The 22,879-nt window shown below is 71.0% G+C and carries 17 protein-coding genes; 14 read left to right on the forward strand and 3 right to left on the reverse strand.

The window, feature by feature from the left end; genetic code table 11:
• Positions 1-3 precede the first annotated feature (3 nt).
• Positions 4-747 carry a maleylpyruvate isomerase family mycothiol-dependent enzyme gene (locus tag NP777_RS11995; RefSeq protein ID WP_256650105.1) on the reverse strand — a complete coding sequence of 248 codons (744 nt, stop codon included), beginning with the start codon at positions 745-747 and terminating at the stop codon, positions 4-6.
• 229 nt (positions 748-976) lie between these two features.
• Here NP777_RS11995 and uvrA point away from each other — a divergent pair, with 229 nt between their 5' ends.
• Entirely contained in the window at positions 977-4,009 is a 3,033-nt protein-coding gene (uvrA, locus tag NP777_RS12000; protein WP_256650106.1) for an excinuclease ABC subunit UvrA, read from the forward strand.
• A 73-nt stretch (positions 4,010-4,082) separates the two neighbouring features.
• Here uvrA and NP777_RS12005 read toward each other — a convergent pair whose 3' ends face one another.
• Positions 4,083-5,033: a carbohydrate kinase family protein gene (locus tag NP777_RS12005; RefSeq protein ID WP_256650107.1), complete on the reverse strand. Its 951-nt coding sequence runs from the start codon at positions 5,031-5,033 to the stop codon at positions 4,083-4,085.
• The gene (locus NP777_RS12010) at positions 5,030-6,088 is read right to left on the reverse strand and encodes a LacI family DNA-binding transcriptional regulator (RefSeq protein ID WP_256650108.1); all 1,059 of its coding nucleotides are present in this window, start codon (positions 6,086-6,088) and stop codon (positions 5,030-5,032) included. The genes NP777_RS12005 and NP777_RS12010 overlap by 4 nt, the downstream gene beginning before the upstream one ends.
• 283 nt (positions 6,089-6,371) lie before the next feature.
• On the opposite strand from NP777_RS12010, the gene NP777_RS12015 reads away from it, so the two are divergent.
• From NP777_RS12015 to pgi, 13 genes are all read left to right on the forward strand, one after another.
• Positions 6,372-6,797, forward strand: coding sequence for a Rieske (2Fe-2S) protein (locus NP777_RS12015; RefSeq protein WP_256650109.1), 426 nt, complete (start codon positions 6,372-6,374; stop codon positions 6,795-6,797).
• Between the two features lie 226 nt (positions 6,798-7,023).
• The gene (gene uvrC, locus NP777_RS12020) at positions 7,024-9,264 is read left to right on the forward strand and encodes an excinuclease ABC subunit UvrC (protein ID WP_256650110.1); all 2,241 of its coding nucleotides are present in this window, start codon (positions 7,024-7,026) and stop codon (positions 9,262-9,264) included.
• On the forward strand, positions 9,261-10,196 hold the full coding sequence (rapZ, locus tag NP777_RS12025) for an RNase adapter RapZ (RefSeq protein ID WP_020872202.1): 936 nt from the start codon (positions 9,261-9,263) through the stop codon (positions 10,194-10,196). Before uvrC ends, rapZ begins: the two co-directional genes overlap by 4 nt.
• Positions 10,193-11,212: a gluconeogenesis factor YvcK family protein gene (locus NP777_RS12030; protein ID WP_256650111.1), complete on the forward strand. Its 1,020-nt coding sequence runs from the start codon at positions 10,193-10,195 to the stop codon at positions 11,210-11,212. Before rapZ ends, NP777_RS12030 begins: the two co-directional genes overlap by 4 nt.
• Positions 11,203-12,192 (forward strand): DNA-binding protein WhiA, encoded by a 990-nt coding sequence (gene whiA / locus NP777_RS12035; protein ID WP_030840944.1) that lies wholly within the window; start codon positions 11,203-11,205, stop codon positions 12,190-12,192. The genes NP777_RS12030 and whiA overlap by 10 nt, the downstream gene beginning before the upstream one ends.
• Before the next feature lie 450 nt (positions 12,193-12,642).
• Positions 12,643-15,627, forward strand: a complete 2,985-nt coding sequence (locus tag NP777_RS12040) for a M14 family metallopeptidase (protein WP_256650112.1) — start codon at positions 12,643-12,645, stop codon at positions 15,625-15,627.
• Positions 15,628-15,802: 175 nt separating this feature from the next.
• A complete protein-coding gene (gap, locus tag NP777_RS12045; RefSeq protein ID WP_037949670.1) occupies positions 15,803-16,807 on the forward strand; it encodes a type I glyceraldehyde-3-phosphate dehydrogenase in 1,005 nt (334 codons plus the stop codon).
• An 83-nt stretch (positions 16,808-16,890) separates the two neighbouring features.
• On the forward strand, positions 16,891-18,093 hold the full coding sequence (locus NP777_RS12050) for a phosphoglycerate kinase (RefSeq protein WP_256650113.1): 1,203 nt from the start codon (positions 16,891-16,893) through the stop codon (positions 18,091-18,093).
• A 5-nt stretch (positions 18,094-18,098) separates the two neighbouring features.
• On the forward strand, positions 18,099-18,875 hold the full coding sequence (tpiA, locus tag NP777_RS12055) for a triose-phosphate isomerase (protein ID WP_256650114.1): 777 nt from the start codon (positions 18,099-18,101) through the stop codon (positions 18,873-18,875).
• A 113-nt stretch (positions 18,876-18,988) separates the two neighbouring features.
• Entirely contained in the window at positions 18,989-19,216 is a 228-nt protein-coding gene (secG, locus tag NP777_RS12060) for a preprotein translocase subunit SecG (protein ID WP_014059875.1), read from the forward strand.
• A gap of 219 nt (positions 19,217-19,435) precedes the next feature.
• Positions 19,436-19,771 (forward strand): RNA polymerase-binding protein RbpA, encoded by a 336-nt coding sequence (locus NP777_RS12065; protein WP_009718803.1) that lies wholly within the window; start codon positions 19,436-19,438, stop codon positions 19,769-19,771.
• A 159-nt stretch (positions 19,772-19,930) separates the two neighbouring features.
• Entirely contained in the window at positions 19,931-21,169 is a 1,239-nt protein-coding gene (locus NP777_RS12070; RefSeq protein WP_256650115.1) for an MFS transporter, read from the forward strand.
• A gap of 51 nt (positions 21,170-21,220) precedes the next feature.
• On the forward strand, positions 21,221-22,873 hold the full coding sequence (gene pgi, locus NP777_RS12075) for a glucose-6-phosphate isomerase (protein ID WP_256650203.1): 1,653 nt from the start codon (positions 21,221-21,223) through the stop codon (positions 22,871-22,873).
• The last annotated feature ends 6 nt before the right edge of the window (positions 22,874-22,879 follow it).

Here is a 22,879-nt window from a genome sequence, read left to right on the forward strand (position 1 = left end):
GCCTCAGCCTAGTGCGGGCAGGACGGGCAAGGGACCGTCGGGGCAGGAGAGACCGGCGCCGTCCGTACGGCCGGTGAGCCAGCCCAGCAGGGCGGCGGGGGAGCCGGTGACGGTGACCGGGGACTCCCCCGGGGCCGCGGGGCGCCCGGTGCGCCGGACGTCCGCCGCACCGGGCCCGGTGGCCAGCCGCAGCGGGGGAATATCCGGGCGCCCGGCGAACCTTGTATCAATGAGCACGGTGAGCTGGCTTTCGACGAACGTGGCGGGCAGATCCGCCACGGTGCGGCCGATACCGAGATCGACATGGTGCAGCTCGACCTCGGCGAGGCGGCGCAGCGGCAGCCCGGCGGCCGGTTCCCGGACACCATCGCGCGGGGTCACCTCGTACGGCAGGCGCTCCGGGGGCAGCGCGGCGACCGCCGCGTCGAAGCGGGTGGCGCTGGTGCGCAGATCGTCCAGGTGGACGGCGAGCGGCCGGGCGGCATCCCGCCGGATGTCGGCGCCGCGTGCCCCGGCGTCGGGGTACATCGGAGTCTCTTCGCCGGTCCGGGCCCAGGTGAGGAGGTTCACCAGGGCGTCCGCGTTGCGGGCCAGGTGGGCCAGGACATGGCCGCGGGTCCAGCCGGGGAGCTCCGACGGACGGGCGAGGGAGGCATCGTCGAGGGCGGCGACGGCGGTCAGCAGCCGGTCCGTCGCCTCCTGTACGGCGGCGGCGTCCCGGGCGTAGTCGGCCCCGGCGTAGGTCATGACCCGACCGTAGTGCGCACCACACGATCGGGTGAAGTCCGCTCCCATGTCCCGCAAATCGAATGTGCGTGCTATAGGCTCGGTGTGCTGCATCCTTAAGACATCGTCGTCGTGCCCCCATACCCTGGGTTGGGGGTTTCGCTCCGCTCCGCCTCTGCTCCGACCGGCAGGGCCGCCCCGCGAGCGGGCTCGGCGCACCCCGACTCTCTCAAGAAAGGTGCCGACCGGCGTGGCCGACCGTCTCATCGTTCGTGGCGCTCGCGAGCACAACCTCAAGAACGTCTCACTCGACCTTCCTCGCGACTCGCTCATCGTCTTCACCGGGCTGTCCGGGTCGGGCAAGTCGTCCCTCGCGTTCGACACGATCTTCGCCGAGGGGCAGCGCCGCTACGTCGAGTCGCTCTCCTCCTACGCCCGCCAGTTCCTGGGGCAGATGGACAAGCCCGATGTGGACTTCATCGAGGGCCTGTCCCCCGCGGTGTCGATCGACCAGAAGTCGACCTCGCGGAACCCGCGCTCGACGGTCGGCACGATCACCGAGGTCTATGACTACCTCCGGCTGCTGTTCGCCCGTATCGGCAAGCCGCACTGCCCCGAGTGCGGCCGTCCGATCGCCCGCCAGTCGCCGCAGGCGATCGTGGACCGGGTGCTGGAGCTGCCCGAGGGCAGCCGCTTCCAGGTGCTCTCCCCGCTGGTGCGCGAGCGCAAGGGGGAGTTCGTCGACCTCTTCTCCGATCTCCAGACCAAGGGCTACAGCCGGGCCCGGGTGGACGGCGCCACCATCCAGCTGTCCGACCCGCCGAAGCTGAAGAAGCAGGAGAAGCACACCATCGAGGTGGTCGTGGACCGCCTCACCGTCAAGGACAGCGCCAAGCGCCGGCTGACCGACTCGGTGGAGACCGCGCTCGGCCTCTCCGGCGGCATGGTGATCCTCGACTTCGTGGACCTGGCGGAGGACGACCCGCAGCGGGAGCGGATGTTCTCCGAGCATCTCTACTGCCCGTACGACGACCTGTCCTTCGAGGAGCTTGAGCCGCGCACCTTCTCCTTCAACTCGCCCTTCGGCGCCTGCCCGGAGTGCACCGGCATCGGCACCCGGATGGAGGTCGACCCGGAGCTGATCGTCCCGGACGAGGAGAAGTCGCTGGACGAGGGCGCCATCCACCCCTGGTCCCACGGCCACACCAAGGACTACTTCGGCCGTCTGGTCGGCGCGCTCGCCGACGCGCTCGGCTTCCGTACGGACATCCCCTGGGCCGGGCTTCCGCAGCGTGCCAAGAAGGCGCTGCTCAACGGGCACCGGACCCAGATCGAGGTCCGCTACCGCAATCGCTACGGCCGCCAGCGGGCGTACACCACGGCCTTCGAGGGCGCGCTGCCCTATGTGAAGCGGCGCCACTCGGAGGCGGAGAGCGACGCCAGCCGGGAGCGGTTCGAGGGCTATATGCGCGAGGTGCCCTGCCCCACCTGTGAGGGCACCCGCCTGAAGCCGATCGTCCTGGCCGTCACCGTGCAGGACAAGTCCATCGCGGATGTCTCGGCGATGTCGATCAGCGAATGCGCCGAGTTCCTGCGCGGCATGGAGCTGAGCGCGCGGGAGAAGACCATCGCCGAGCGGGTCCTCAAGGAGGTCAACGAGCGGCTGCGGTTCCTGGTCGACGTCGGCCTGGACTATCTCTCGCTCAACCGCGCCGCGGGCACCCTCTCCGGCGGCGAGGCCCAGCGCATCCGGCTGGCCACCCAGATCGGCTCCGGCCTGGTCGGTGTGCTCTATGTGCTGGACGAGCCGTCCATCGGCCTGCACCAGCGCGACAACCACCGGCTGATCGAGACGCTGGTGCGGCTGCGCGACCTCGGCAACACCCTGATCGTCGTGGAGCACGACGAGGACACCATCAAGACCTCGGACTGGGTGGTGGACATCGGCCCGGGCGCGGGCGAGCACGGCGGCAAGGTGGTGCACAGCGGGCCGCTGAGCGAGCTGCTGGTCAACCAGGAGTCGGTGACCGGGCACTATCTGTCCGGCAAGAAGGCCATCCCGCTGCCGGCGGTGCGCCGGCCCATGGACCCCAAGCGGCGCCTTACGGTCCACGGCGCCCGGGAGAACAACCTCCAGGACATCGACGTGTCCTTCCCGCTCGGGGTGCTCACCGCCGTCACCGGTGTCTCGGGATCGGGTAAGTCCACGCTGGTCAACGACATCCTCTACACCCATCTGGCCCGCGAGCTGAACGGTGCGCGGGCGGTCCCGGGGCGGCACACCCGGGTCGCCGGCGACGATCTCGTCGACAAGGTGGTGCATGTCGACCAGTCGCCCATCGGCCGCACCCCGCGCTCGAACCCGGCCACGTACACCGGCGTCTTCGACCATGTGCGCAAGCTGTTCGCGGAGACGATGGAGGCCAAGGTCCGCGGGTACCAGCCCGGGCGGTTCTCCTTCAACGTCAAGGGCGGCCGCTGCGAGAACTGCTCCGGTGACGGCACCATCAAGATCGAGATGAACTTCCTGCCGGATGTGTATGTGCCGTGCGAGGTCTGCCACGGAGCGCGCTACAACCGGGAGACCCTGGAGGTGCACTACAAGGGCAAGTCCATCGCCGAGGTGCTGGACATGCCCATCGAGGAGGCCCTGGACTTCTTCGAGGCGGTGCCCACCATCGCCCGCCATCTGCGCACCCTCAACGAGGTCGGGCTGGGCTATGTCCGGCTCGGGCAGCCCGCGCCGACCCTCTCCGGCGGTGAGGCCCAGCGCGTCAAGCTGGCGAGCGAGCTCCAGAAGCGGTCCACCGGCCGCACGGTGTATGTGCTGGACGAGCCGACCACCGGTCTGCACTTCGAGGACATCAGCAAGCTGATCAGCGTCCTCTCCGGCCTGGTCGACAAGGGCAACACGGTGATCGTCATCGAGCACAACCTCGATGTGATCAAGACGGCCGACTGGGTCGTGGACATGGGCCCCGAGGGCGGCAGCGGCGGCGGTCTGGTGATCGCCGAGGGCACCCCGGAGGACGTGGCCTCGATCCCGGTCAGCCACACCGGGAAGTTCCTGCGGGACATGCTGGGCGACCGGGTGAGCGACGCCACGGTGCCCGCAGCGCGCAAGGGCGGCGCGACCACCAAGAAGGCGCCCGCCAAGAAGGCCGCCACCAAGTCCACGGTCACCAAGTCCACGGCGGCCAAGAAGACCGCGGCGAAGAAGACCGTGGCCAAGAAGGCGGCGGCCAAGTCCACGGTCGCCTCCAAGCGGGCGGCCGCGAAGTAGCTCCAAGCGCCCGCGCCCGCGCCGCGCCCGGACCGACCCGGGCGCGGCGCGAGTGCGGGCGTAACCGCTGGGCTCAGGCCAGTTCGGACGCGTAGGGCGGCTCGGCGCCCGCCCGGGAGCAGGTGATCGCGGCGGCGCGGGCGGCGAAGCCCAGCACATCCCGCCAGGCCGTCTCGTCCAGTTTGGCCAGCGCCGGCGCCGACAGCGCCTGGTGCCCGGCCAGCCGGTGCAGCAGCGCGGCGTTCACGGTGTCGCCCGCCCCGATGGTGTCCACGGTGTCCACCCGCTCGCCCGGCACCGAGATCACCGAGCCGTCCTGCCGCCGTACGCTCAGCCCCTCCCCGCCATGGGTGAGCACCACGGCCGCCGGGCCCGCCGCCAGCCACTCGCCCACGGCCCTCTCGACATCCCCGGCGTCCTCCGAGTCGGCCAGCCACCTCGCGTCCTCTATGGACAGCTTCAGCAGGCCGATATCGGGCAGCCAGCCGCGGAAGCGGGCCCGGTAGGCATCGGCGTCGGGGATCAGACCGGTGCGGATATTGGGGTCCAGCGTGGTGAAGACCCCGCGCGCGGCCTCCCGCCGCAGCAGTTCCTCGTACGCGCTCGCGCCCGGCTCCAGCACCAGCGAGCAGGTGCCCAGCGACAGCGCGCTCACCCCCTCGGGAAGGGACGGCGGCAGGGTGAAGAGCCGGTCCGCGGTGCCCTGCACGTAGAAGCCGTACCCGGCCGAGCCATCGGCCCCGATGGAGGCCACGGCCAGGGTCGTGGGCTCCGCACCGCGCTGCACCAGCGCGGTGTCCACGCCGTCCTTCCGCAGGCCCTCCAGCAGCGCCTCTCCGAAGCCGTCGGTGGAAACCCGGGAGCAGAACGCGGTGGGCGCGCCGAGCCGACCCAGTGCCAGCGCGGTGTTGTACGGGCCGCCGCCGCGCGCCGGCCGCAGCGCGGGCAGCCGGTCACCCGCCGCGGCGCTCGACGTGCGTTCGGGCACGAGGTCGATCAGGGCTTCTCCGGCGACGACGATCACGAGACGGGGTCCTTTCCGGCGAGTCCGGGGGTTCCGGGGAGCGGTCGGTCGAGGGCTTCGGCCACACAGCCGCACGAGGTGCGGTGGACGAAGGCGCAGGGCAGCCGTACGGTGCGCGGCGGCCGTCCCGGGTTCTCCAGCCGCTCGAGCAGCAACCGGACGGCGGTGGCGCCGACCTCCCTGCTGGGCTGGGAGATCGCGGTGAGCCCGGGGGAGAAGACATCCGCCCAGGAGAAGTCGTCGAAGCAGACCAGCGCGAGATCGTCCGGCACGCTCAGCCCCGCCGTCCGCAGGGCGCGCAGCGCACCGATGGTCATCGCGTTGTTCGCGGTGATGATCGCGGTGGGCGGCTCGGGCGAGGCCAGCAGCCGGTGGACGGCGTCCTCCGCGCCCCGCGCCTCGGAGTGGCCCTCGGCCAGCAGCCCGGGGCGGAACGGCAGCCCGTGCCGCTCCAGCCCGGCCCGGTAGCCCGCGATCCGCTCGGTGGTGGTGCTCAGCCCCGGCAGCCCCGCGACCAGCCCGATGCGGAGGTGGCCGAGGTCGGCGAGATGGCCGACCAGCTGTTCGACGGGGCGGGCGCTCTCGGCGCACACCTGGTCATGGGCGTCGCCGACCAGCCGGTCGAGGAAGACGGCGGGGATCTTACGGCGGGCCAGATACTCCAGCAGCCCGGCGGGCTCGGCCGACGGGGCGACGAGCACGCCGTCCACCCGCCGCTCATGCAGCAGCCGGACGACGGTGAGCTCATGCGCGGGGTCGTCATGCGGATCGGCGATCAGCAGACCGTAGCCCCGCTCCAGGGCGCCGGCCTCGACGCCCTGGAGGATCTCGGTGAAGTACGGATTGCTGATCGCCGAGACGGCCAGGCCGATCGAGCGGGTGCGCGCGGTCACCAGGGAGCGCGCCAGCGTATTGGGGCTGTACCCGAGGTCGTCGATGGCGTCCAGCACGGCCTTACGGGTGCCGGGGCGGACCGGCCTGGTCTCGTTGAGCACATGCGAGACGGTGGCCACGGACACCCCGGCGCGACGGGCGACATCGACCATGGTTGCCATCCGCTGCGGTCCTTAACGTCGAGATCGTCGGGGGAGTCGGTCCGAGGGTGAGCCGGTCCAAGGGGTGTCGGCCCAAGGAGGTGTCGGCCCAAGGGGGTGTCGGCCCAAGGGGGCGTTGGGGGCCGTCGGGCTGCCGAGCCGTGCCGGGAGCACGTAACGTATCGCATCGGCCGTCGGACGTAAACGTTTGCGCAAGCGCTTACGCCCTCCCCCGGGGGTGGCGGCGAACGGAAGGATCTGTACCGGTATGGTCGGAGGGCCCTCACACCTCCAGGAGCCGCAGATGTCCAGCCAGCCCGCCTCCCGCCGAACCGTGCTGTGCTGCGCCGCGCTGGCCGGAGCCGCCGGGCTCGGGGCGGCGGCCTGCTCCCCGGGCGGCTCGGGCAAGAAGGCGTCCCCGACGCCCACCGCCCCCGTCGAGCTCGGCTCGGCCGGTGTCGTGCCGGTCGGCGGCGCCAAGATCTACCGCGAGCAGCGGGTGGTGGTCGTCCAGCCGGCCAAGGGTGAGTTCACGGCGTTCAGCGCGGTGTGCACCCACGCCGGATGCGTCGTCGACACGGTCGAGGACGGCAAGATCAACTGTCCCTGCCACGGCAGCCAGTTCGACGCCCGCACCGGCAAGGTCGTCCAGGGGCCCGCGGAGCGGCCGCTGCCGTCGGTCCCGGTCACCGCGAAGGGCGGACGGCTCGTCGCGGGCCCCGACGCCTGAGCGGGCGACATCCGGGCGGGCGGCATCCGGGCGGGCGGCATCCGGGCGGGCGGCATCCGAGCGGGCGGGGTCGGGGACTTCAGGGCGGGCTGCTGGAGGGACGATGTCCGCCCGGCTGCCCGGCGTACGCCCGGGTGGGCCGTGGAATCCCCAAATCCCCTGGACCTCACCGAACCGCGTCCCGAGGGCACCGGATGTGTCACTCCCCGCAAGTAGGGTGGTGACCATGGCCGACCCGAGCAGCTACCGCCCCAAGCCGGGACAGATCCCCGACTCGCCGGGGGTCTACAAGTTCCGTGACGAGCACGGCCGGGTGATCTACGTCGGAAAGGCGAAGAGCCTGCGCCAGCGGCTCTCGTCGTACTTCCAGGACCTGGCGAACCTCCACCCGCGGACCCGCACCATGGTCACCACGGCCGCCGCCGTGGAGTGGACCGTGGTCTCCACCGAGGTCGAGGCCCTGCAGCTCGAGTACTCCTGGATCAAGGAGTTCGACCCCCGGTTCAACGTCAAGTACCGCGACGACAAGAGCTACCCCTCCCTCGCCGTGACCCTCAACGAGGAGTTCCCCCGGGTCCAGGTGATGCGCGGAGCCAAGAAGAAGGGCGTGCGCTACTTCGGCCCGTACGCCCACGCCTGGGCCATCCGCGAGACCGTCGACCTGATGCTGCGCGTGTTCCCCGTCCGGACCTGCTCCGCCGGGGTGTTCAAGCGTTCCGCCCAGATCGGCCGCCCCTGTCTGCTCGGCTACATCGGCAAGTGCTCGGCCCCCTGCGTCGGCCGGGTCACCGCCGAGGAGCACCGTCAACTGGCCGAGGAGTTCTGCGACTTCATGGCCGGGCGCACCGGCACTTATCTGCGCCGCCTGGAGGAGCGGATGCACGAGGCCGCCGAGGAGATGGAGTACGAGAAGGCGGCCCGGCTCCGTGACGACATAGGGGCGCTCAAGCGCGCCATGGAGAAGAACGCGGTGGTGCTCGCCGACGCCACCGACGCGGATCTGATAGCGGTCGCCGAGGACGAGCTGGAGGCGGCCGTCCAGATCTTCCATGTGCGCGGCGGCCGGGTGCGCGGTCAGCGCGGCTGGGTCACCGACAAGGTCGAGGCCGTCGACACCGCCGGACTGGTCGAGCACGCCCTCCAGCAGTTGTACGGGGAGGAGCGCGGCGACGCCGTCCCCAAGGAGGTCCTGGTGCCCGCCGTGCCGGAACCGGCCGAGCCGGTCACCCAGTGGCTCGCCGAGCGCCGCGGCTCCCGGGTCGATCTGCGCATCCCGCAGCGCGGCGACAAGAAGGACCTCATGGAGACCGTCCAGCGCAACGCCCAGCAGGCGCTCGCGCTGCACAAGACCAAGCGCGCCTCCGACCTCACCACCCGCTCCCGGGCGCTGGAGGAGATCGCCGAGGCCCTGGGGCTGGACTCCGCTCCGCTGCGCGTGGAGTGCTTCGACATCTCCCATCTCCAGGGCGATGACGTGGTGGCCTCCATGGTGGTCTTCGAGGACGGGCTCCCCCGGAAGAGTGAGTACCGCCGCTTCCAGATCAAGAGCTTCGCCGGGCAGGACGATGTCCGCTCCATGCACGAGGTCGTGAGCCGCCGCTTCCGCCGCTATCTGCAGGAGAAGCAGAAGACCGGGGAGTGGCAGGAGGAACCCACCGGGGCCTCCGGGGTTCCCGGGGCCGTCGAGGCTTCCGAGCCCGCTGGGGCTCCCGGGGCCGTCGAGACTACCGAGACCACCGGGACCACCGGGACCACCGGGACCGCCAGGTCCACCGGAACCGCCGGGCAGCCCCTCGACGGACCCGTCGGACCCGATGGACCCGTCGGACCCGATGGACCCGTCGGACCCGATGGCCCCGACGGCGCCGACGGATCCGACGGATCCGATCAGGGGCCCTCCGGCCCGATCGACGAGGAGGGCCGGCCGAAGCGGTTCGCCTACCCGCCCCAGCTCGTCGTGGTCGACGGCGGCAAGCCGCAGGTGGCCGCCGCCAAACGGGCCCTGGAAGAGCTCGGCGTCGACGACGTCGCCGTCTGCGGCCTCGCCAAGCGGCTCGAGGAGGTGTGGCTGCCGGACGAGGAGGACCCGGTGGTGCTGCCCCGCAGCAGCGAGGGGCTCTACCTCCTCCAGCGGGTCCGCGACGAGGCCCACCGCTTCGCCATCACCTACCAGCGCGGCAAGCGCGCCAAGTCGCTGAAGGCCGGGCCGCTGGACACCGTTCCGGGCCTCGGCGACAGCCGTAAGCAGGCCCTGCTGAAGCACTTCGGCTCGGTCAAGCGGCTGCGCGCCGCCACCGTCGAGCAGATCTGCGAGGTGCCCGGCGTCGGCCGTAAGACGGCCGAGACGGTTGCCGCGGCGCTCGCCGGGTCCGCCCCGGCCGCGCCCGCCGTGAACACCGCCACAGGAGAGATCATTGAGGACGAGGCCGCCGGCGCGGCGTCGTCGAACGGGGGGACCAGACCATGACCGAGCACGAGAACCATGGAGACGGAGCGCAGGTGAATACGGGCACGTCGGGCGAGCCCGCCGAGGCGGCGGCCATCCCCGAGCTGGTGATCATCTCTGGAATGTCGGGCGCGGGCCGCAGCACCGCCGCCAAGTGTCTGGAGGACCTCGGCTGGTTCGTCGTGGACAACCTGCCACCCGCGCTGATCCCCACCATGGTCGACCTGGGTGCCCGCTCCCAGGGCAACGTGGCCCGGATCGCCGTGGTGGTGGACGTCCGGGGCCGCCGCTTCTTCGACAACCTCCGCGAGTCCCTCGCCGACCTGGCCGCCAAGAACGTCAAGCGGCGCGTGCTGTTCCTGGAGGCGTCCGACGAGGCGCTGGTGCGCCGCTTCGAGTCCGTGCGCCGCCCGCACCCCCTCCAGGGCGACGGCCGGATCGTGGACGGCATCGCCGCCGAGCGCGATCTGCTGCGCGAGCTGCGCGGGGACGCCGATCTGGTGATCGACACCTCCAGCCTCAACGTCCATGAGCTGCGCGCCAAGATGGACGCCCAGTTCGCGGGCGAGGAGGAGCCCGAGCTGCGGGCCACCGTGATGTCGTTCGGCTACAAGTACGGGCTGCCGGTCGACGCCGATCTGGTGGTGGACTGCCGCTTCCTGCCCAATCCGCACTGGGTCCCCGAGCTGCGCCCCTTCACCGGGCTCAACGAGGAGGTCTCCAGCTATGTCTTCAACCAGCCCGGCGCCAAGGAGTTCCTCGACCGCTACGCGGAGCTGCTCCAGCTCATCGCCGCGGGCTACCGCCGCGAGGGCAAGCGCTATGTGACCATCGCCGTCGGCTGCACCGGCGGCAAGCACCGCAGCGTCGCGATGTCCGAGCGGCTCGCCCCGCGGCTGGCCGCCGAGGGAGTGGAGACCGTCATCGTCCACCGGGACATGGGGCGCGAGTGACCATTCGTACCAATCGGCTGCGACGGCTGGTCGGAGCGCGGGCGAACCGGAGCGCACAGCCCAAGGTCGTCGCGCTGGGCGGCGGCATGGGCCTGTCGGCGTCGCTCGCCGCGCTGCGCCGGATCACCGGCGATCTGACCGCCGTCGTCACCGTGGCCGACGACGGGGGCTCCAGCGGACGCCTCCGCGACGAGCTGGGCGTGCTGCCGCCCGGCGATCTGCGCAAGGCCCTGGCCGCGCTGTGCGGCGACGACGACTGGGGCCAGACCTGGGCGCGGGTCATCCAGCACCGCTTCGCCAGCGAGGGCGATCTGCACGGCCATGCGGTCGGCAATGTGCTGATCGTCGCCCTGTGGGAGCAGCTGGGCGACCATGTGAAGGCGCTCGACCTGGTCGGCAAGCTGCTGGGCGCCCACGGCCGGGTGCTGCCCATGTCGGCCGTCCCCCTGGAGCTCCAGGCGTACGTCCGGGGCCATGACCCGGAGCGCCCGGACGAGGTCTCCACCGTCGCCGGGCAGGCCACCGTGGCGCTCACCCGCGGCGAGGTGCAGTCGGTCCATCTGGTGCCGCACGATCCGCCGGCCGTCCCCGAGGCCGTCGAGGCGGTCATGGACGCCGACTGGGTGGTGCTGGGGCCCGGCTCCTGGTTCTCCTCCGTGATCCCCCATCTGCTGGTCCCCGATCTGCTCAAGGCGCTCACCGAGACCAAGGCCCGGCGCGTGCTCTCGTTGAACCTCGCCCCTCAGCCGGGAGAAACCGACGGCTTCTCCCCGCAGCGTCATTTGGAGGTTTTGGCCCGACACGCCCCTAAACTCGCCTTCGACGTGGTGCTGGCCGACGAGGCCGCCGTCCCCGACCAGAGCAGTCTGTGCGACGCCGCCAAGCGGCTGGGCGGCACAGTCGAGCTGGCGCCGGTGGCCGCGACCGACGGTGCCCCGAAGCATGACCCGGAGCTTCTGGCGGCCGCGTACGACCGTATTTTTCGGATGCATGGAAGGATCGGCCCATGGCGATGACGGCAGCGGTGAAGGACGAAATCTCCCGGCTCCCCGTCACCCGGACCTGCTGCCGGAAAGCGGAGGTCTCGGCGATCCTGCGGTTCGCGGGCGGGCTGCACCTGGTCAGCGGGCGCATCGTGATCGAGGCGGAGCTGGACACCGGGATCGCGGCACGCAGAGTCCGCAAGGACATCCTGGAGATCTTCGGCCACTCCTCGGATCTGGTGGTGATGGCCCCGGGCGGGCTGCGCCGCGGCAGCCGGTACGTGGTGCGGGTGGTGGCGGGCGGTGACCAGCTGGCGCGGCAGACCGGCCTGGTCGACGGCCGCGGCCGGCCGATCCGCGGGCTGCCGCCGCAGGTCGTCTCCGGCGCCACCTGCGACGCCGAGGCCGCCTGGCGCGGGGCCTTCCTCGCCCATGGCTCGCTCACCGAGCCCGGCCGCTCGTCCTCCCTGGAGGTGACCTGCCCCGGTCCGGAGGCCGCGCTCGCCCTGGTCGGCGCCGCCCGCCGGCTGCAGATCGCCGCCAAGGCGCGCGAGGTGCGCGGGGTGGACCGGGTGGTCGTCCGGGACGGTGATGCCATCGGCGCGCTGTTGACGCGGCTGGGGGCGCATGAGTCGGTCCTCGCCTGGGAGGAGCGGCGGATGCGCCGCGAGGTGCGGGCCACCGCCAACCGCCTCGCCAACTTCGACGACGCCAACCTGCGCCGTTCGGCCCGCGCCGCCGTCGCCGCCGGGGCCCGGGTGCAGCGCGCCCTGGAGATCCTTGGCGAGGAGGTGCCCGAGCACCTCGCCGCGGCCGGGCGGCTGCGCATGGAGCACAAGCAGGCGTCCCTGGAGGAGCTGGGCGCCCTCGCCGACCCGCCGCTGACCAAGGACGCGGTCGCGGGCCGTATCCGCCGGCTGCTGGCCATGGCCGACAAGCGCGCCCAGGACCTGGGCATCCCCGGCACCGAGTCCAGCCTTACGGAGGAGATGGCCGACGGCATGGTCGGCTGACCGGCCCTACGGGCTGACGGCGGCGCGAACTGACGGCGGCGCGTGACGGCGGCGCGTGACGGCGGCGCGAGCTCACCGCCGTACGAACTGATGGCCGCGCGAACTGACGGCCGCACGAGCCGGGCCCCGCGAACTGACGGCCATACGAGCTGACGGCCGCACGAGCCGGGCCCCGCGAACTGACGGGCCCATCAGCTGACGGTCCTACGAGCCGACCGCCTCGCGAGCTGACGACTCCCATCAGCTGACGACCCCCATCAGCTGACGGCCCGAGAAGCCGTACGAGAGCCGCCCCCACGCCCCCGGATCACATGGGCGATCCGGGGGCGTGGTGCGTCCCGGGTCATGCGACGGCGGTTCCGCGCGCCGCTGTTGACATGGCCATGTGTCGTGACAAGTCTGGAGCGCTGCGCACCCGCGCGTGTCCGCACACGACAGCCAGGGGGGCTCATGAAGCTCAGACGCACGGTGAGATTCAGGCGCACGGTGAGATCGGGCGGCGCGGTGGTGGGACTTGCCGCGCTGCTCCTGGGGGGACTGGCCGCGGCACCCGCGGCCACCGCACAACCGCCGGCGGACGCTGCCGGCGACGGGCTCTCCGTATGGACCGCCCAGGTCACGAAGGATCAGATTCCGCTGCTGCTCCGTGCCGGAGCGGACGGCACCGAACTGGGGCGGCAGGTCCCCGAGAAGGGCACCGGCCCGGTCGAGCTCTACCTCACCGCCAAGCAGGCCGCCGAGCTGCGCGGCAAGGGCGTGCGGCTCGGCGAGAAGAAGATCTCCGCACAGAGCCGCGACCGGCTGAAGGCCGCGGGCGACGGCGTCTTCCGCCCCTACAGCGGCGACGGCGGGCTGAAGCAGGAGATCGTCGAGACCGGCCGGGCGCACCCCGGCCTCACCAAGGTCGTCAGCATCGGCAAAACCGGCCAGGGCAAGGACATCCTCGCCCTCAAGCTGAGCAAGGGCGCCGCGAAGAGCCGCGACGGCAGCAAGCCGTCGGTGCTCTACATGTCCAATCAGCACGCTCGTGAGTGGATCACGCCCGAGATGACCCGCCGGCTGATGCACTACTACCTCGACAACTACGGCAAGGACGACCGCGTCACCAGGATCGTGGACCGTACGGAGCTGTGGTTCGTGCTGTCGGCCAACCCGGACGGCTACGACTACACGCATCAGAGCCCGGCCAACCGCCAGTGGCGCAAGAACCTGCGCGACAACAACGGCGACGGCAAGATCACCTCGGGCGACGGCGTCGACCTCAATCGCAACTTCGGGTACAAGTGGGGCTACGACAACGAGGGTTCGTCCGCCGACCCGGCCGATGAGACCTACCGGGGCCCGGCGCCCGCCTCCGAGCCGGAGACCAGGGCGCTGGACGCCTTCGAGAAGCGCATCGGCTTCACCTACGGCATCAACTACCACTCGGCCGCCGAACTGCTGCTCTACGGCGTCGGCTGGCAGGTCGCCACCCCGACCCCCGACGACGTCCTCTACAAGTCCCTCGCCGGCACCCCGGAGCACTCCGCGATCCCCGGCTACCACCCGCAGGTCTCCTCCGAGTTGTACACCACCAACGGCGAGGCAGACGGCCACGCGGCGAACGTCAACGGGATGATGATGTTCACCCCGGAGATGTCGACGTGCCAGACCGCCTCCAACGTCGACCCGGACGACGCCTGGCAGCCGCGCGACTGCGCGTCCGTCTTCACCTTCCCGGACGACGAGAAGCTGATCGCACAGGAGTTCACCAAGAACATCCCGTTCGCGCTCTCCGTCGCCGAGACCGCGGAACACCCCGACCGGCCCTCGTCGTCGGTCGGTATGAGCGCGCGGGACTTCACCCCGGACGCCTTCGGCACGTCGTACGCGCGCGGCGGCGACCAGGACGTCTCGGTGACCGCCCGCAAGAGCGTTCGCGACAAGAAGCTCAACTACCGCGTGGACGGCGGTCGTACCCGCACCGCCACGCTGAAGCCATGGCGGGGCGGCGAGACCTACGGCGGCGAGGACAACATCCGCTTCGACCAGTACCGCGCCGCCGTCAAGGGCGCGAACCCGGGGCGGAAGGTCGAGGTCTGGTTCACCGGCCGTACGGAGAGCGGCAAGCGGACCGCCAGTGAGTCGTTCACCTTCACCGTCGCCGAGCGGCCCCGTGCCGACACGCTGGTGATCGCCGAGGAGGGTGGCACCTCCCCGGCCCGGCACACCGCCGCGTACACCCGGGCGTTGGCCGACAACGACCGTAAGGCGGCCGTCTGGGACGTGGCCACCCAAGGGGCGCCGTCCGCGCTCGGCGTGCTGAGCCACTTCAAGACCGTGCTCTGGTACACCGGGGCCGAGCGGCCCGGCGGCCCCACCCTGCTCGCGGTGCGCGACTTCCTCAACGAGGGCGGCAAGCTGATCACCACCGGTGAACGGGCGGGCGGCAGCTCCGAGGTGGGGCCGGCCGACACCGACGACTTCAGCCAGTACTACCTGGGTGCCGACAGCCGGCTCACCCTGAAGTCGCCCACCGCCTTCCAGGGCGCCGGCGCGCTCGCGGACACCGGCGCGAACCTCGGCGACGCCCCCGGCAACCCGCTGGACGCCGCGGGCGCCTACACCGTCACCTCCGATGTGCTGCCGCCCGAGGACTTCCCCCAGTTCCGCAGCGCGGGCGCGGGGGGGTACCCGAACACGCGTACTCCGTACCAGCCTTATGAGGGCGACTGGATGGCGGCCGCCGGCCACCGTGACAGCTCCTGGATGCGGCTGTCCCGCACGGTCGACCTCACCGGTGTGTCCGCCGCCGACGAACCGGCCCTGGACTTCCGGCTCAGCTATGACACCGAGCCCGGATACGACCATGTGATCATCGAGGCGCACACCGCGGGCCAGGACGACTGGACCACGCTCCCCGACGCCAACGGCGGCTCCTCCACCAAGGTGCCCACCGAGTGCGAGGCGGGCTTCCTGCTCAATCTGCACCCGTTCCTCAAGCACTACCTGACCCCGGGCGACGACGGCTGCACGGCGAAGGGCGGCACGGGCTCCTGGAACAGCCTGACGGGCTCCTCCGAGGGATGGCGGCCGGTCTCGCTGGACCTGAGCGGCTACGCGGGCAAGAGGGTCGAGCTGGCGCTCTCCTACGTCACGGACCCGGGCACCGGCGGCCGGGGCGCCTTCGTGGACGGCACCGAGCTCACCGTCGGCGGCGCCGCCAAGGACTCCGAGGGCTTCGAGACCGCGCTCGGCCCGTGGTCGGTGCCGGGGGCGCCGGAGGGCAGCCCGGCGAACGCCGGGGACTGGTCCCGCTCCCGGGAGCTCTTCCACACCGTCGCGGGCGTCACCACCCGGGACACCGTGCTGCTGGGATTCGGACTGGAGCACGTCCCGGACGCCGCCCAGAGGGCTCGGCTGGTGGGCGACGCGCTCCGTGCGCTGCGTCGTTGACAGTGCGTGACATATCGTGACTGAATCGGCGGTCCGTACCACTTTCCGGTGGTCATGGGCCGCCGATGCCAATGTCACGTACGCCCCGTGATAGCGGTAGGGTCGGAGGCGGTCGGGGACATCCCATACACGTTCGCCGGCGTCCAGACCGGCACACCAACGAGGAGATCGGTTCGTGACGATCCGCGTAGGCATCAACGGCTTCGGCCGCATCGGTCGCAACTACTTCCGCGCGCTCCTTGAGCAGGGCGCGGACATCGAGATCGTCGGTGTCAACGACCTGACCGACAATGCCACCTTGGTCCACCTGCTCAAGTACGACTCCATCCTCGGTCGGCTGAAGCATGAGGTCAGCCACACCGAGGACACCATCACGGTGGGCAACCAGACCTTCAAGACGATGGCCGAGCGCGACCCGGCCGCCCTTCCGTGGGGCGAGCTCGGCGCCGACATCGTGGTGGAGTCCACCGGCATCTTCACCAAGCGCGAGGACGCCGCCAAGCACCTCGCCGCCGGCGCCAAGAAGGTCCTGATCTCCGCGCCCGCCAAGAACGAGGACATCACCATCGTGATGGGCGTCAACCAGGACAAGTACGACCCGGCGAACCACCACGTCATCTCCAACGCCTCCTGCACCACCAACTGTGTGGCGCCGATGGCCAAGGTCCTCGACGAGAGCTTCGGCATCGTCAAGGGCATGATGACGACGGTCCACGCGTACACCAACGACCAGCGCATCCTGGACTTCCCGCACAAGGACCTGCGTCGCGCCCGCGCGGCGGCCGAGAACATCATCCCGACCTCCACCGGTGCCGCCAAGGCCACCGCGCTGGTCCTCCCGCAGCTCAAGGGCAAGCTGGACGGCATCGCGATGCGCGTCCCGGTCCCGACCGGCTCGGTCACCGACCTCGTCCTGGAGCTCGACCGCGAGGTCACCAAGGACGAGATCAACACCGCCTTCCAGAAGGCCGCCGAGGGTCAGCTCAAGGGCATCCTCGAGTACACCGAGGACCCGATCGTCTCCTCCGACATCGTCAACTGGCCCGCGTCCTGCACCTTCGACTCCTCCCTGACCATGGTCCAGGGCAAGCAGGTCAAGGTCGTCGGCTGGTACGACAACGAGTGGGGCTACTCCAACCGCCTCGTCGACCTGACCGTCTTCGTCGGCGGCCGGCTCTGACCGCTGTCCCGATGAGCTGGGAAACGGGGCCCGCTACGACGCCGTCGTAACGGGCCCCGATCCATGATCAAGGAGTCATCCCTGTGAAGACGATTGACGATCTTCAGGTCGCCGGGCAGCGGGTCTTCGTCCGCGCCGATCTGAACGTCCCGCTCGACGGCGAGACGATCACCGACGACGGCCGGATCCGCGCCGCCGTGCCGACGATCACCAAGCTCCTGGACCGGGGCGCCAAGGTGATCGTCGCCTCGCACCTGGGCCGTCCCAAGGGCGCCCCGGAGCCCCAGTACTCGCTCGCCCCGGTCGCCCGGCGGCTCGGCGAACTCCTCGGCAAGCAGGTCGTCTTCGCGACCGACACCGTGGACGAGAACGCCCGGGCCACCGTGGCGGGGCTCGGCGACGGCGAGCTCGCGCTGCTGGAGAACCTGCGCTTCAACGCCGGTGAGACCAGTAAGGACGACACCGAGCGCGGTGCCTTCGCCGACCGGCTCGCCGCCCTCGCCGACCTCTACGTGGGCGACGGCTTCGGCGCGGTCCACCGCAAGCACGCCTCCGTGTACGACCTCCCGGCGCGGCTGCCGCACGCCGCGGGCGACCTGATCGCCGCCGAGCTCACCGTCCTGAAGAAGCTCACCGAGGACGTCAAGCGGCCCTACGCGGTGGTCCTCGGCGGCGCCAAGGTCTCCGACAAGCTCGGCGTGATCGACCACCTCCTGGAGAAGGCCGACCGCATCCTGATCGGCGGCGGCATGGCCTATACCTTCCTCAAGGCCCAGGGCCACGAGGTCGGCGGCTCGCTGCTGCAGGAGGACCAGGTCCCGGCGGTCCAGGACTATCTGCGCCGGGCCAAGGAGCGCGGTGTGGAGTTCGTGCTCCCGGTCGATGTCACGGCCGCGCCCGAATTCCCGGACCTGAAGGCCAAGGCCCCCACGAACCCGCGGCTCGTCCCCGCGGACGCGATCCCGGCCGACCTCCAGGGCCTGGACATCGGCCCGGAGACCCGCAAGCTGTACGCCTCGAAGCTGGCCGACGCGGCCACCGTCTTCTGGAACGGCCCCATGGGCGTCTTCGAGCACCCCGACTACGCCGAGGGCACCCGGGCCGTGGCCCAGGCGCTGCTGGACAGCCCGGCCTTCACCGTGGTCGGCGGCGGCGACTCCGCCGCGGCCGTACGCATCCTGGGCTTCGACGAGAACGCTTTCGGCCACATCTCGACCGGCGGTGGAGCGAGCCTCGAATACCTCGAGGGCAAGACGCTCCCCGGCCTCGCCGCACTGGAGGACTGAACACCGTGAGTGACCGTATGCCGCTGATGGCGGGCAACTGGAAGATGAACCTCAACCACCTCGAGGCCATCGCCCACGTCCAGAAGCTCGCCTTCGGGCTCGCCGACAAGGACTACGAGGCCGTGGAGGTCGCGGTGCTGCCGCCCTTCATCGATCTGCGGTCCGTGCAGACCCTGGTCGACGGCGACAAGCTGAAGATCAAGTACGGCGCCCAGGACATCTCGGCGCATGACTCCGGGGCCTACACCGGCGAGATCTCCGGCCCGATGCTGGCCAAGCTCAGGTGCGCCTACGTGGTCGTCGGGCACTCGGAGCGGCGCCAGTACCACGACGAGACCGACGAGCTGTGCAACGCCAAGGTCAAGGCGGCCTTCCGCAACGACCTCACCCCGATCCTGTGCGTCGGCGAGGGCCTCGACGTCCGTAAGGCGGGCAACCAGGTCGCGCACACCCTCGCCCAGGTGGACGGGGGCCTGAAGGACGTCCCGGCCGAGCAGGCCGAGACCATCGTGATCGCCTACGAGCCGGTCTGGGCGATCGGCACCGGCGAGGTGGCGACCCCCGAGGACGCCCAGGAGGTCTGCGGGGCCATCCGCGGCCGGCTCGCCGAGCTCTACGGCCAGGAGGTCGCCGACAAGGTCAGGATCCAGTACGGCGGCTCGGTGAAGTCCGGGAACGTCGCCGCGATCATGGCCAAGCAGGATGTGGACGGCGCGCTGATCGGCGGTGCCTCGCTGGACGCGGACGAATTCGTCAAGATCGTTCGTTTTCGCGACCAGTGAGTAGGCCCTAGCGCACGCGTCGTCGTACCCTGTCGGGGGTCGGGGCGGTGGAAATCGCACCGTCCGGCCCCCGACGTCCGTACAAGCCCGAGAAGGTTGGTCCAGCTGTGATCATGGGGTTCTCGATCGCCCTCATCATCTTCAGCCTCCTGTTGATGATGTTGGTGCTCATGCACAAGGGGAAGGGCGGCGGCCTGTCCGACATGTTCGGTGGCGGCATGCAGTCCTCGGTGGGCGGCTCCTCGGTCGCCGAGCGCAACCTGGACCGCATCACCGTGGTGGTCGGGCTGCTGTGGTTCGTCTGCATCGTCGTGCTCGGGCTGCTGATGAAGCTCGACTGAGGGTCCGCCGGCGGGGCCCGTCCGGGGCCCGGCTGACGCCCGATAACTGACGTACCGTCGTCAGCGGGGCCCATATGCGGCCTATGATGGCATGGCGTCCTCGGTGACGGGTGTAACTCCTCTCACTGGACGCGCGTTGGGCCTTACGTAGACTGGGGCGCCGGGCGGCGAAGCTGACAATCGAGGCTTCGCGGCACCATCACGCAGGGAGTTACGACCGTGGCAAGTGGCAACGCGATCCGTGGAAGTCGGGTCGGGGCGGGGCCGATGGGAGAAGCCGAGCGAGGCGAATCGGCGCCGCGCCTGCGCATCTCCTTCTGGTGCTCGAACGGGCATGAGACCGTGCCGAGCTTCGCCAGCGACGCGCAGATCCCTGACACGTGGGACTGCCCCCGCTGCGGCTTCCCGGCCGGCAAGGACCGGGACAACCCGCCGGACCCGCCGCGCACCGAGCCGTACAAGACGCACCTGGCGTACGTACGGGAGCGGCGCAGCGACGCCGACGGCGAGGCGATCCTCGCCGAGGCACTCGCCAAGCTCCGGGGCGAGATCTAGACACACAACGCGGTACGACGGCCCGGCCGGGCACCTCCTGCGAGGGGTGCGCGGCCGGGCCGTTGTCAGTGGTGCGGGCTACGGTCGTGGGGTGCTGGATCACCGGGGGAAGCCGTCCCGCCGGATGGGGGCCGGCGCACGGGGCGGAGGGGGATCGTCATGGCCGCGGTGGACGCCGGTGAGCTGGGCGCCGGGAAACCGGCGGGGCCCGCGTGGCGCGGGGGGTTCGGGCGGCTGTGGGCGGCCGCGGTCGTCTCCCGGTTCGGGGACGCGCTGCGGGGTGCGGCGCTGCCGCTGCTGGCCGTCTCGCTGACCGATTCGCCGGTGCTGGTCTCGCTCGTGACCGCCTGCGGCTTCCTGCCCTGGCTGCTGTTCGGGCTGATCGGCGGGGCGATCGCGGACCGGGTGGACCAGCGGCGGGCGATGTGGGCGGTGGACGGCGTGCGGGCGGCCCTGATGGCGGGGTTCGCCGTCGCGGTGTGGCTGGACCTGGCCACCATCGGGCTGCTGCTCGCCCTCGCCTTCGCCCTCACCACGCTGCAGACCCTGTTCGACAACGCGGCCACGGCGCTGCTGCCGTCCGTGGTGGGGCAGCAGGCGCTGGGCCGGGCCAACGCCCGGCTGATGACCGGGCAGGAGGTCATGGGCCGGTTCGTGGGCGCCCCGCTGGTGCCGGTGCTGCTCGGTCTCGGCGCCGCGATGCCGTACGCGGCGGACGCGGTCACCTATCTCGCCGCCGCCGTGCTGGTCGCCTCGCTGGGGGCGGCACCCCCCGAGCGGGCCCCGCGCCCGCCGGGCGGGTCGCTGCGGCGCGATATCACCGAGGGCCTGGCCGTGCTGTGGCGGGACCGCACGCTCCGGGCGCTGTGCGCCTCCACCACGCTGTGCAACATCGGCATCGGCGCGCTCATCGCCACCCTGGTGCTGCACATCACCGGCTGGCTGGACGCCGGGAACACCGGCTACGCGGCCGTCATCACCGTCTACGGGATCGGCAGCGTGGCCGGGGGTCTGGTGGCCGCCCGGCTCACCGAGAAGCTGGGGCGTGCCCGCGCCCTCGTGGTGTGCGGCACCGCGCAGATCGGCGCCCTGGCCGCCCTCGGGGCGATACGGAGCCTGCCGGTCGCGGTCGCCGCCATGGGCCTCTTCGGCTTCGCGGGGATCGTCTGGAACGTCACCGAGGTGACGATGATGCAGCAGCGCAGCCCCGACGGGGCGCTCGGGCGGGTGAGCGCCGCCTTCCGCACCCTGTCGGTCGCGGGCGCCCCGCTCGGCGCGCTGCTGGGCGGGGTGATGGCCCAGGCATGGGGGCTCAACACCCCCGCGCTGGGGGCCGCCGCGCTCTTTGTCTGCGGGGTGGTGGCCCTCGTTCCGGGAATGCGGTCCGTCATCAATTAGGTTGGTGGCCACGGGGGCCAGGTACCGACGAGAAGTGGGCTGATGTCCGAGATGAACATGGAAGGCCGCACCAGGCTGGACCAGCTGCCGGAATGGCATGCGCTGGCCGCACACCGCAAGGAGCTGGGCGACGCGCATCTGCGCGACCTGTTCGCGGGCGACCCGGAGCGCGGGAGCCGCCTCACCCTTCAGGTCGGCGATCTCCACGTCGACTACTCCAAGCACCTGGTGACCGACGAGACCCTGCGGCTGCTGCGCGAACTGGCGCGCGTCACCCAGGTGGCCGAGTTGCGCGACGCCATGTTCCGCGGCGAGCGGATCAACACCACCGAGGACCGCTCGGTGCTGCACATCGCGCTGCGCGCACCGCACTCCGCGGAGATCAAGGCGGACGGCCAGGACGTCGTCGGCGAAGTGCACGCCGTGCTCGCCAAGATGGCCGTCTTCGCCGACCGCGTCCGGTCCGGCGACTGGACCGGCCACACCGGCAAGCAGATCAAGAACGTCGTCAACATCGGCATCGGCGGCTCCGATCTGGGCCCGAAGATGGCGTACGAGGCGCTGCGTTCCTACAGCGACCGCTCGATGACATTCCGGTTCGTCTCCAATGTGGACGGCGCGGATCTGCACGAGGCGGTGCGCGACCTGGACCCGGCCGAGACGCTGTTCATCGTCGCCTCCAAGACCTTCACCACCATCGAGACCATCACCAACGCCGTCTCCGCCCGCAACTGGCTGCTGACCGGGCTCCGGGCCGGTCAGGAGGCCGTCGCCAAGCACTTCGTGGCGGTGTCGACCAACGCCGAGAAGGTCGCCGAGTTCGGCATCGACACGGACAACATGTTCGGGTTCTGGGACTGGGTCGGCGGGCGTTACTCCTACGACTCGGCCATCGGCCTCTCCCTGATGGTCGCCATCGGCCCGGACTGCTTCCGCGAGATGCTGGCCGGTTTCCACCTGGTCGACGAGCACTTCTCCACCGCCCCGCCGGAGCGGAATGTCCCGCTGCTGATGGGCCTGCTGGGCATCTGGTACGACAACTTCCATGGCGCCCAGGCGCATGCCGTCCTGCCGTACAGCCACTATCTCTCGCGGTTCACCGACTATCTGCAGCAGTTGGACATGGAGTCCAACGGCAAGCATGTGGACCGGGACGGCAATCGCGTCGGCTGGCAGACCGGCCCCATCGTCTGGGGCACCCCCGGCACCAACGGCCAGCACGCCTACTACCAGCTGCTCCACCAGGGCACCAAGCTGGTCCCGGCCGATCTGATCGGCTTCGCGCGGCCCGTGAAGGATCTGCCGCCCGGCCTGGAGTCCCACCACGACCTGCTGATGGCCAACCTCTTCGCCCAGGGCCAGGCGCTGGCCTTCGGCAAGACCGCCGAGGAGGTCGCCGCCGAGGGAGTGCCCGAGGAGCTGGTGCCGCACAAGACCTTCGACGGCAACCGCCCCACCACCACGATCCTCGCCCATGAGCTGACCCCGTCGGTGCTGGGCCAGCTGGTCGCCCTCTATGAGCACAAGGTGTTCGTCCAGGGCGCGGTGTGGAACATCGACTCCTTCGACCAGTGGGGAGTGGAGCTGGGCAAGGTGCTCGCCAAGCGCGTGGAGCCCGCCCTGACCGAGGGCGCCGAGGTGCCCGGTCTGGACGCCTCCACCGAGCACCTGGTCGCCACCTACCGCTCGCTGCGCGGCCGCTGAGGTCCT

It is taken from the genome of Streptomyces rugosispiralis (genome assembly GCF_024505145.1).
GTDB lineage: Bacteria > Actinomycetota > Actinomycetes > Streptomycetales > Streptomycetaceae > Streptomyces > Streptomyces rugosispiralis.

Coding starts and splice junctions, on each gene's coding strand:
- uvrC (WP_256650110.1), top strand. CDS start 7,024: ATGGCCGACCCGAGCAGCTACCGCCCCAAGCCGGGACAGATCCCCGAC.
- NP777_RS12070 (WP_256650115.1), top strand. CDS start 19,931: ATGGCCGCGGTGGACGCCGGTGAGCTGGGCGCCGGGAAACCGGCGGGG.
- NP777_RS12015 (WP_256650109.1), top strand. CDS start 6,372: ATGTCCAGCCAGCCCGCCTCCCGCCGAACCGTGCTGTGCTGCGCCGCG.
- NP777_RS11995 (WP_256650105.1), bottom strand. CDS start 747: ATGACCTACGCCGGGGCCGACTACGCCCGGGACGCCGCCGCCGTACAG.
- rapZ (WP_020872202.1), top strand. CDS start 9,261: ATGACCGAGCACGAGAACCATGGAGACGGAGCGCAGGTGAATACGGGC.
- NP777_RS12040 (WP_256650112.1), top strand. CDS start 12,643: ATGAAGCTCAGACGCACGGTGAGATTCAGGCGCACGGTGAGATCGGGC.
- secG (WP_014059875.1), top strand. CDS start 18,989: ATGGGGTTCTCGATCGCCCTCATCATCTTCAGCCTCCTGTTGATGATG.
- whiA (WP_030840944.1), top strand. CDS start 11,203: ATGGCGATGACGGCAGCGGTGAAGGACGAAATCTCCCGGCTCCCCGTC.
- NP777_RS12010 (WP_256650108.1), bottom strand. CDS start 6,088: ATGGCAACCATGGTCGATGTCGCCCGTCGCGCCGGGGTGTCCGTGGCC.
- pgi (WP_256650203.1), top strand. CDS start 21,221: ATGAACATGGAAGGCCGCACCAGGCTGGACCAGCTGCCGGAATGGCAT.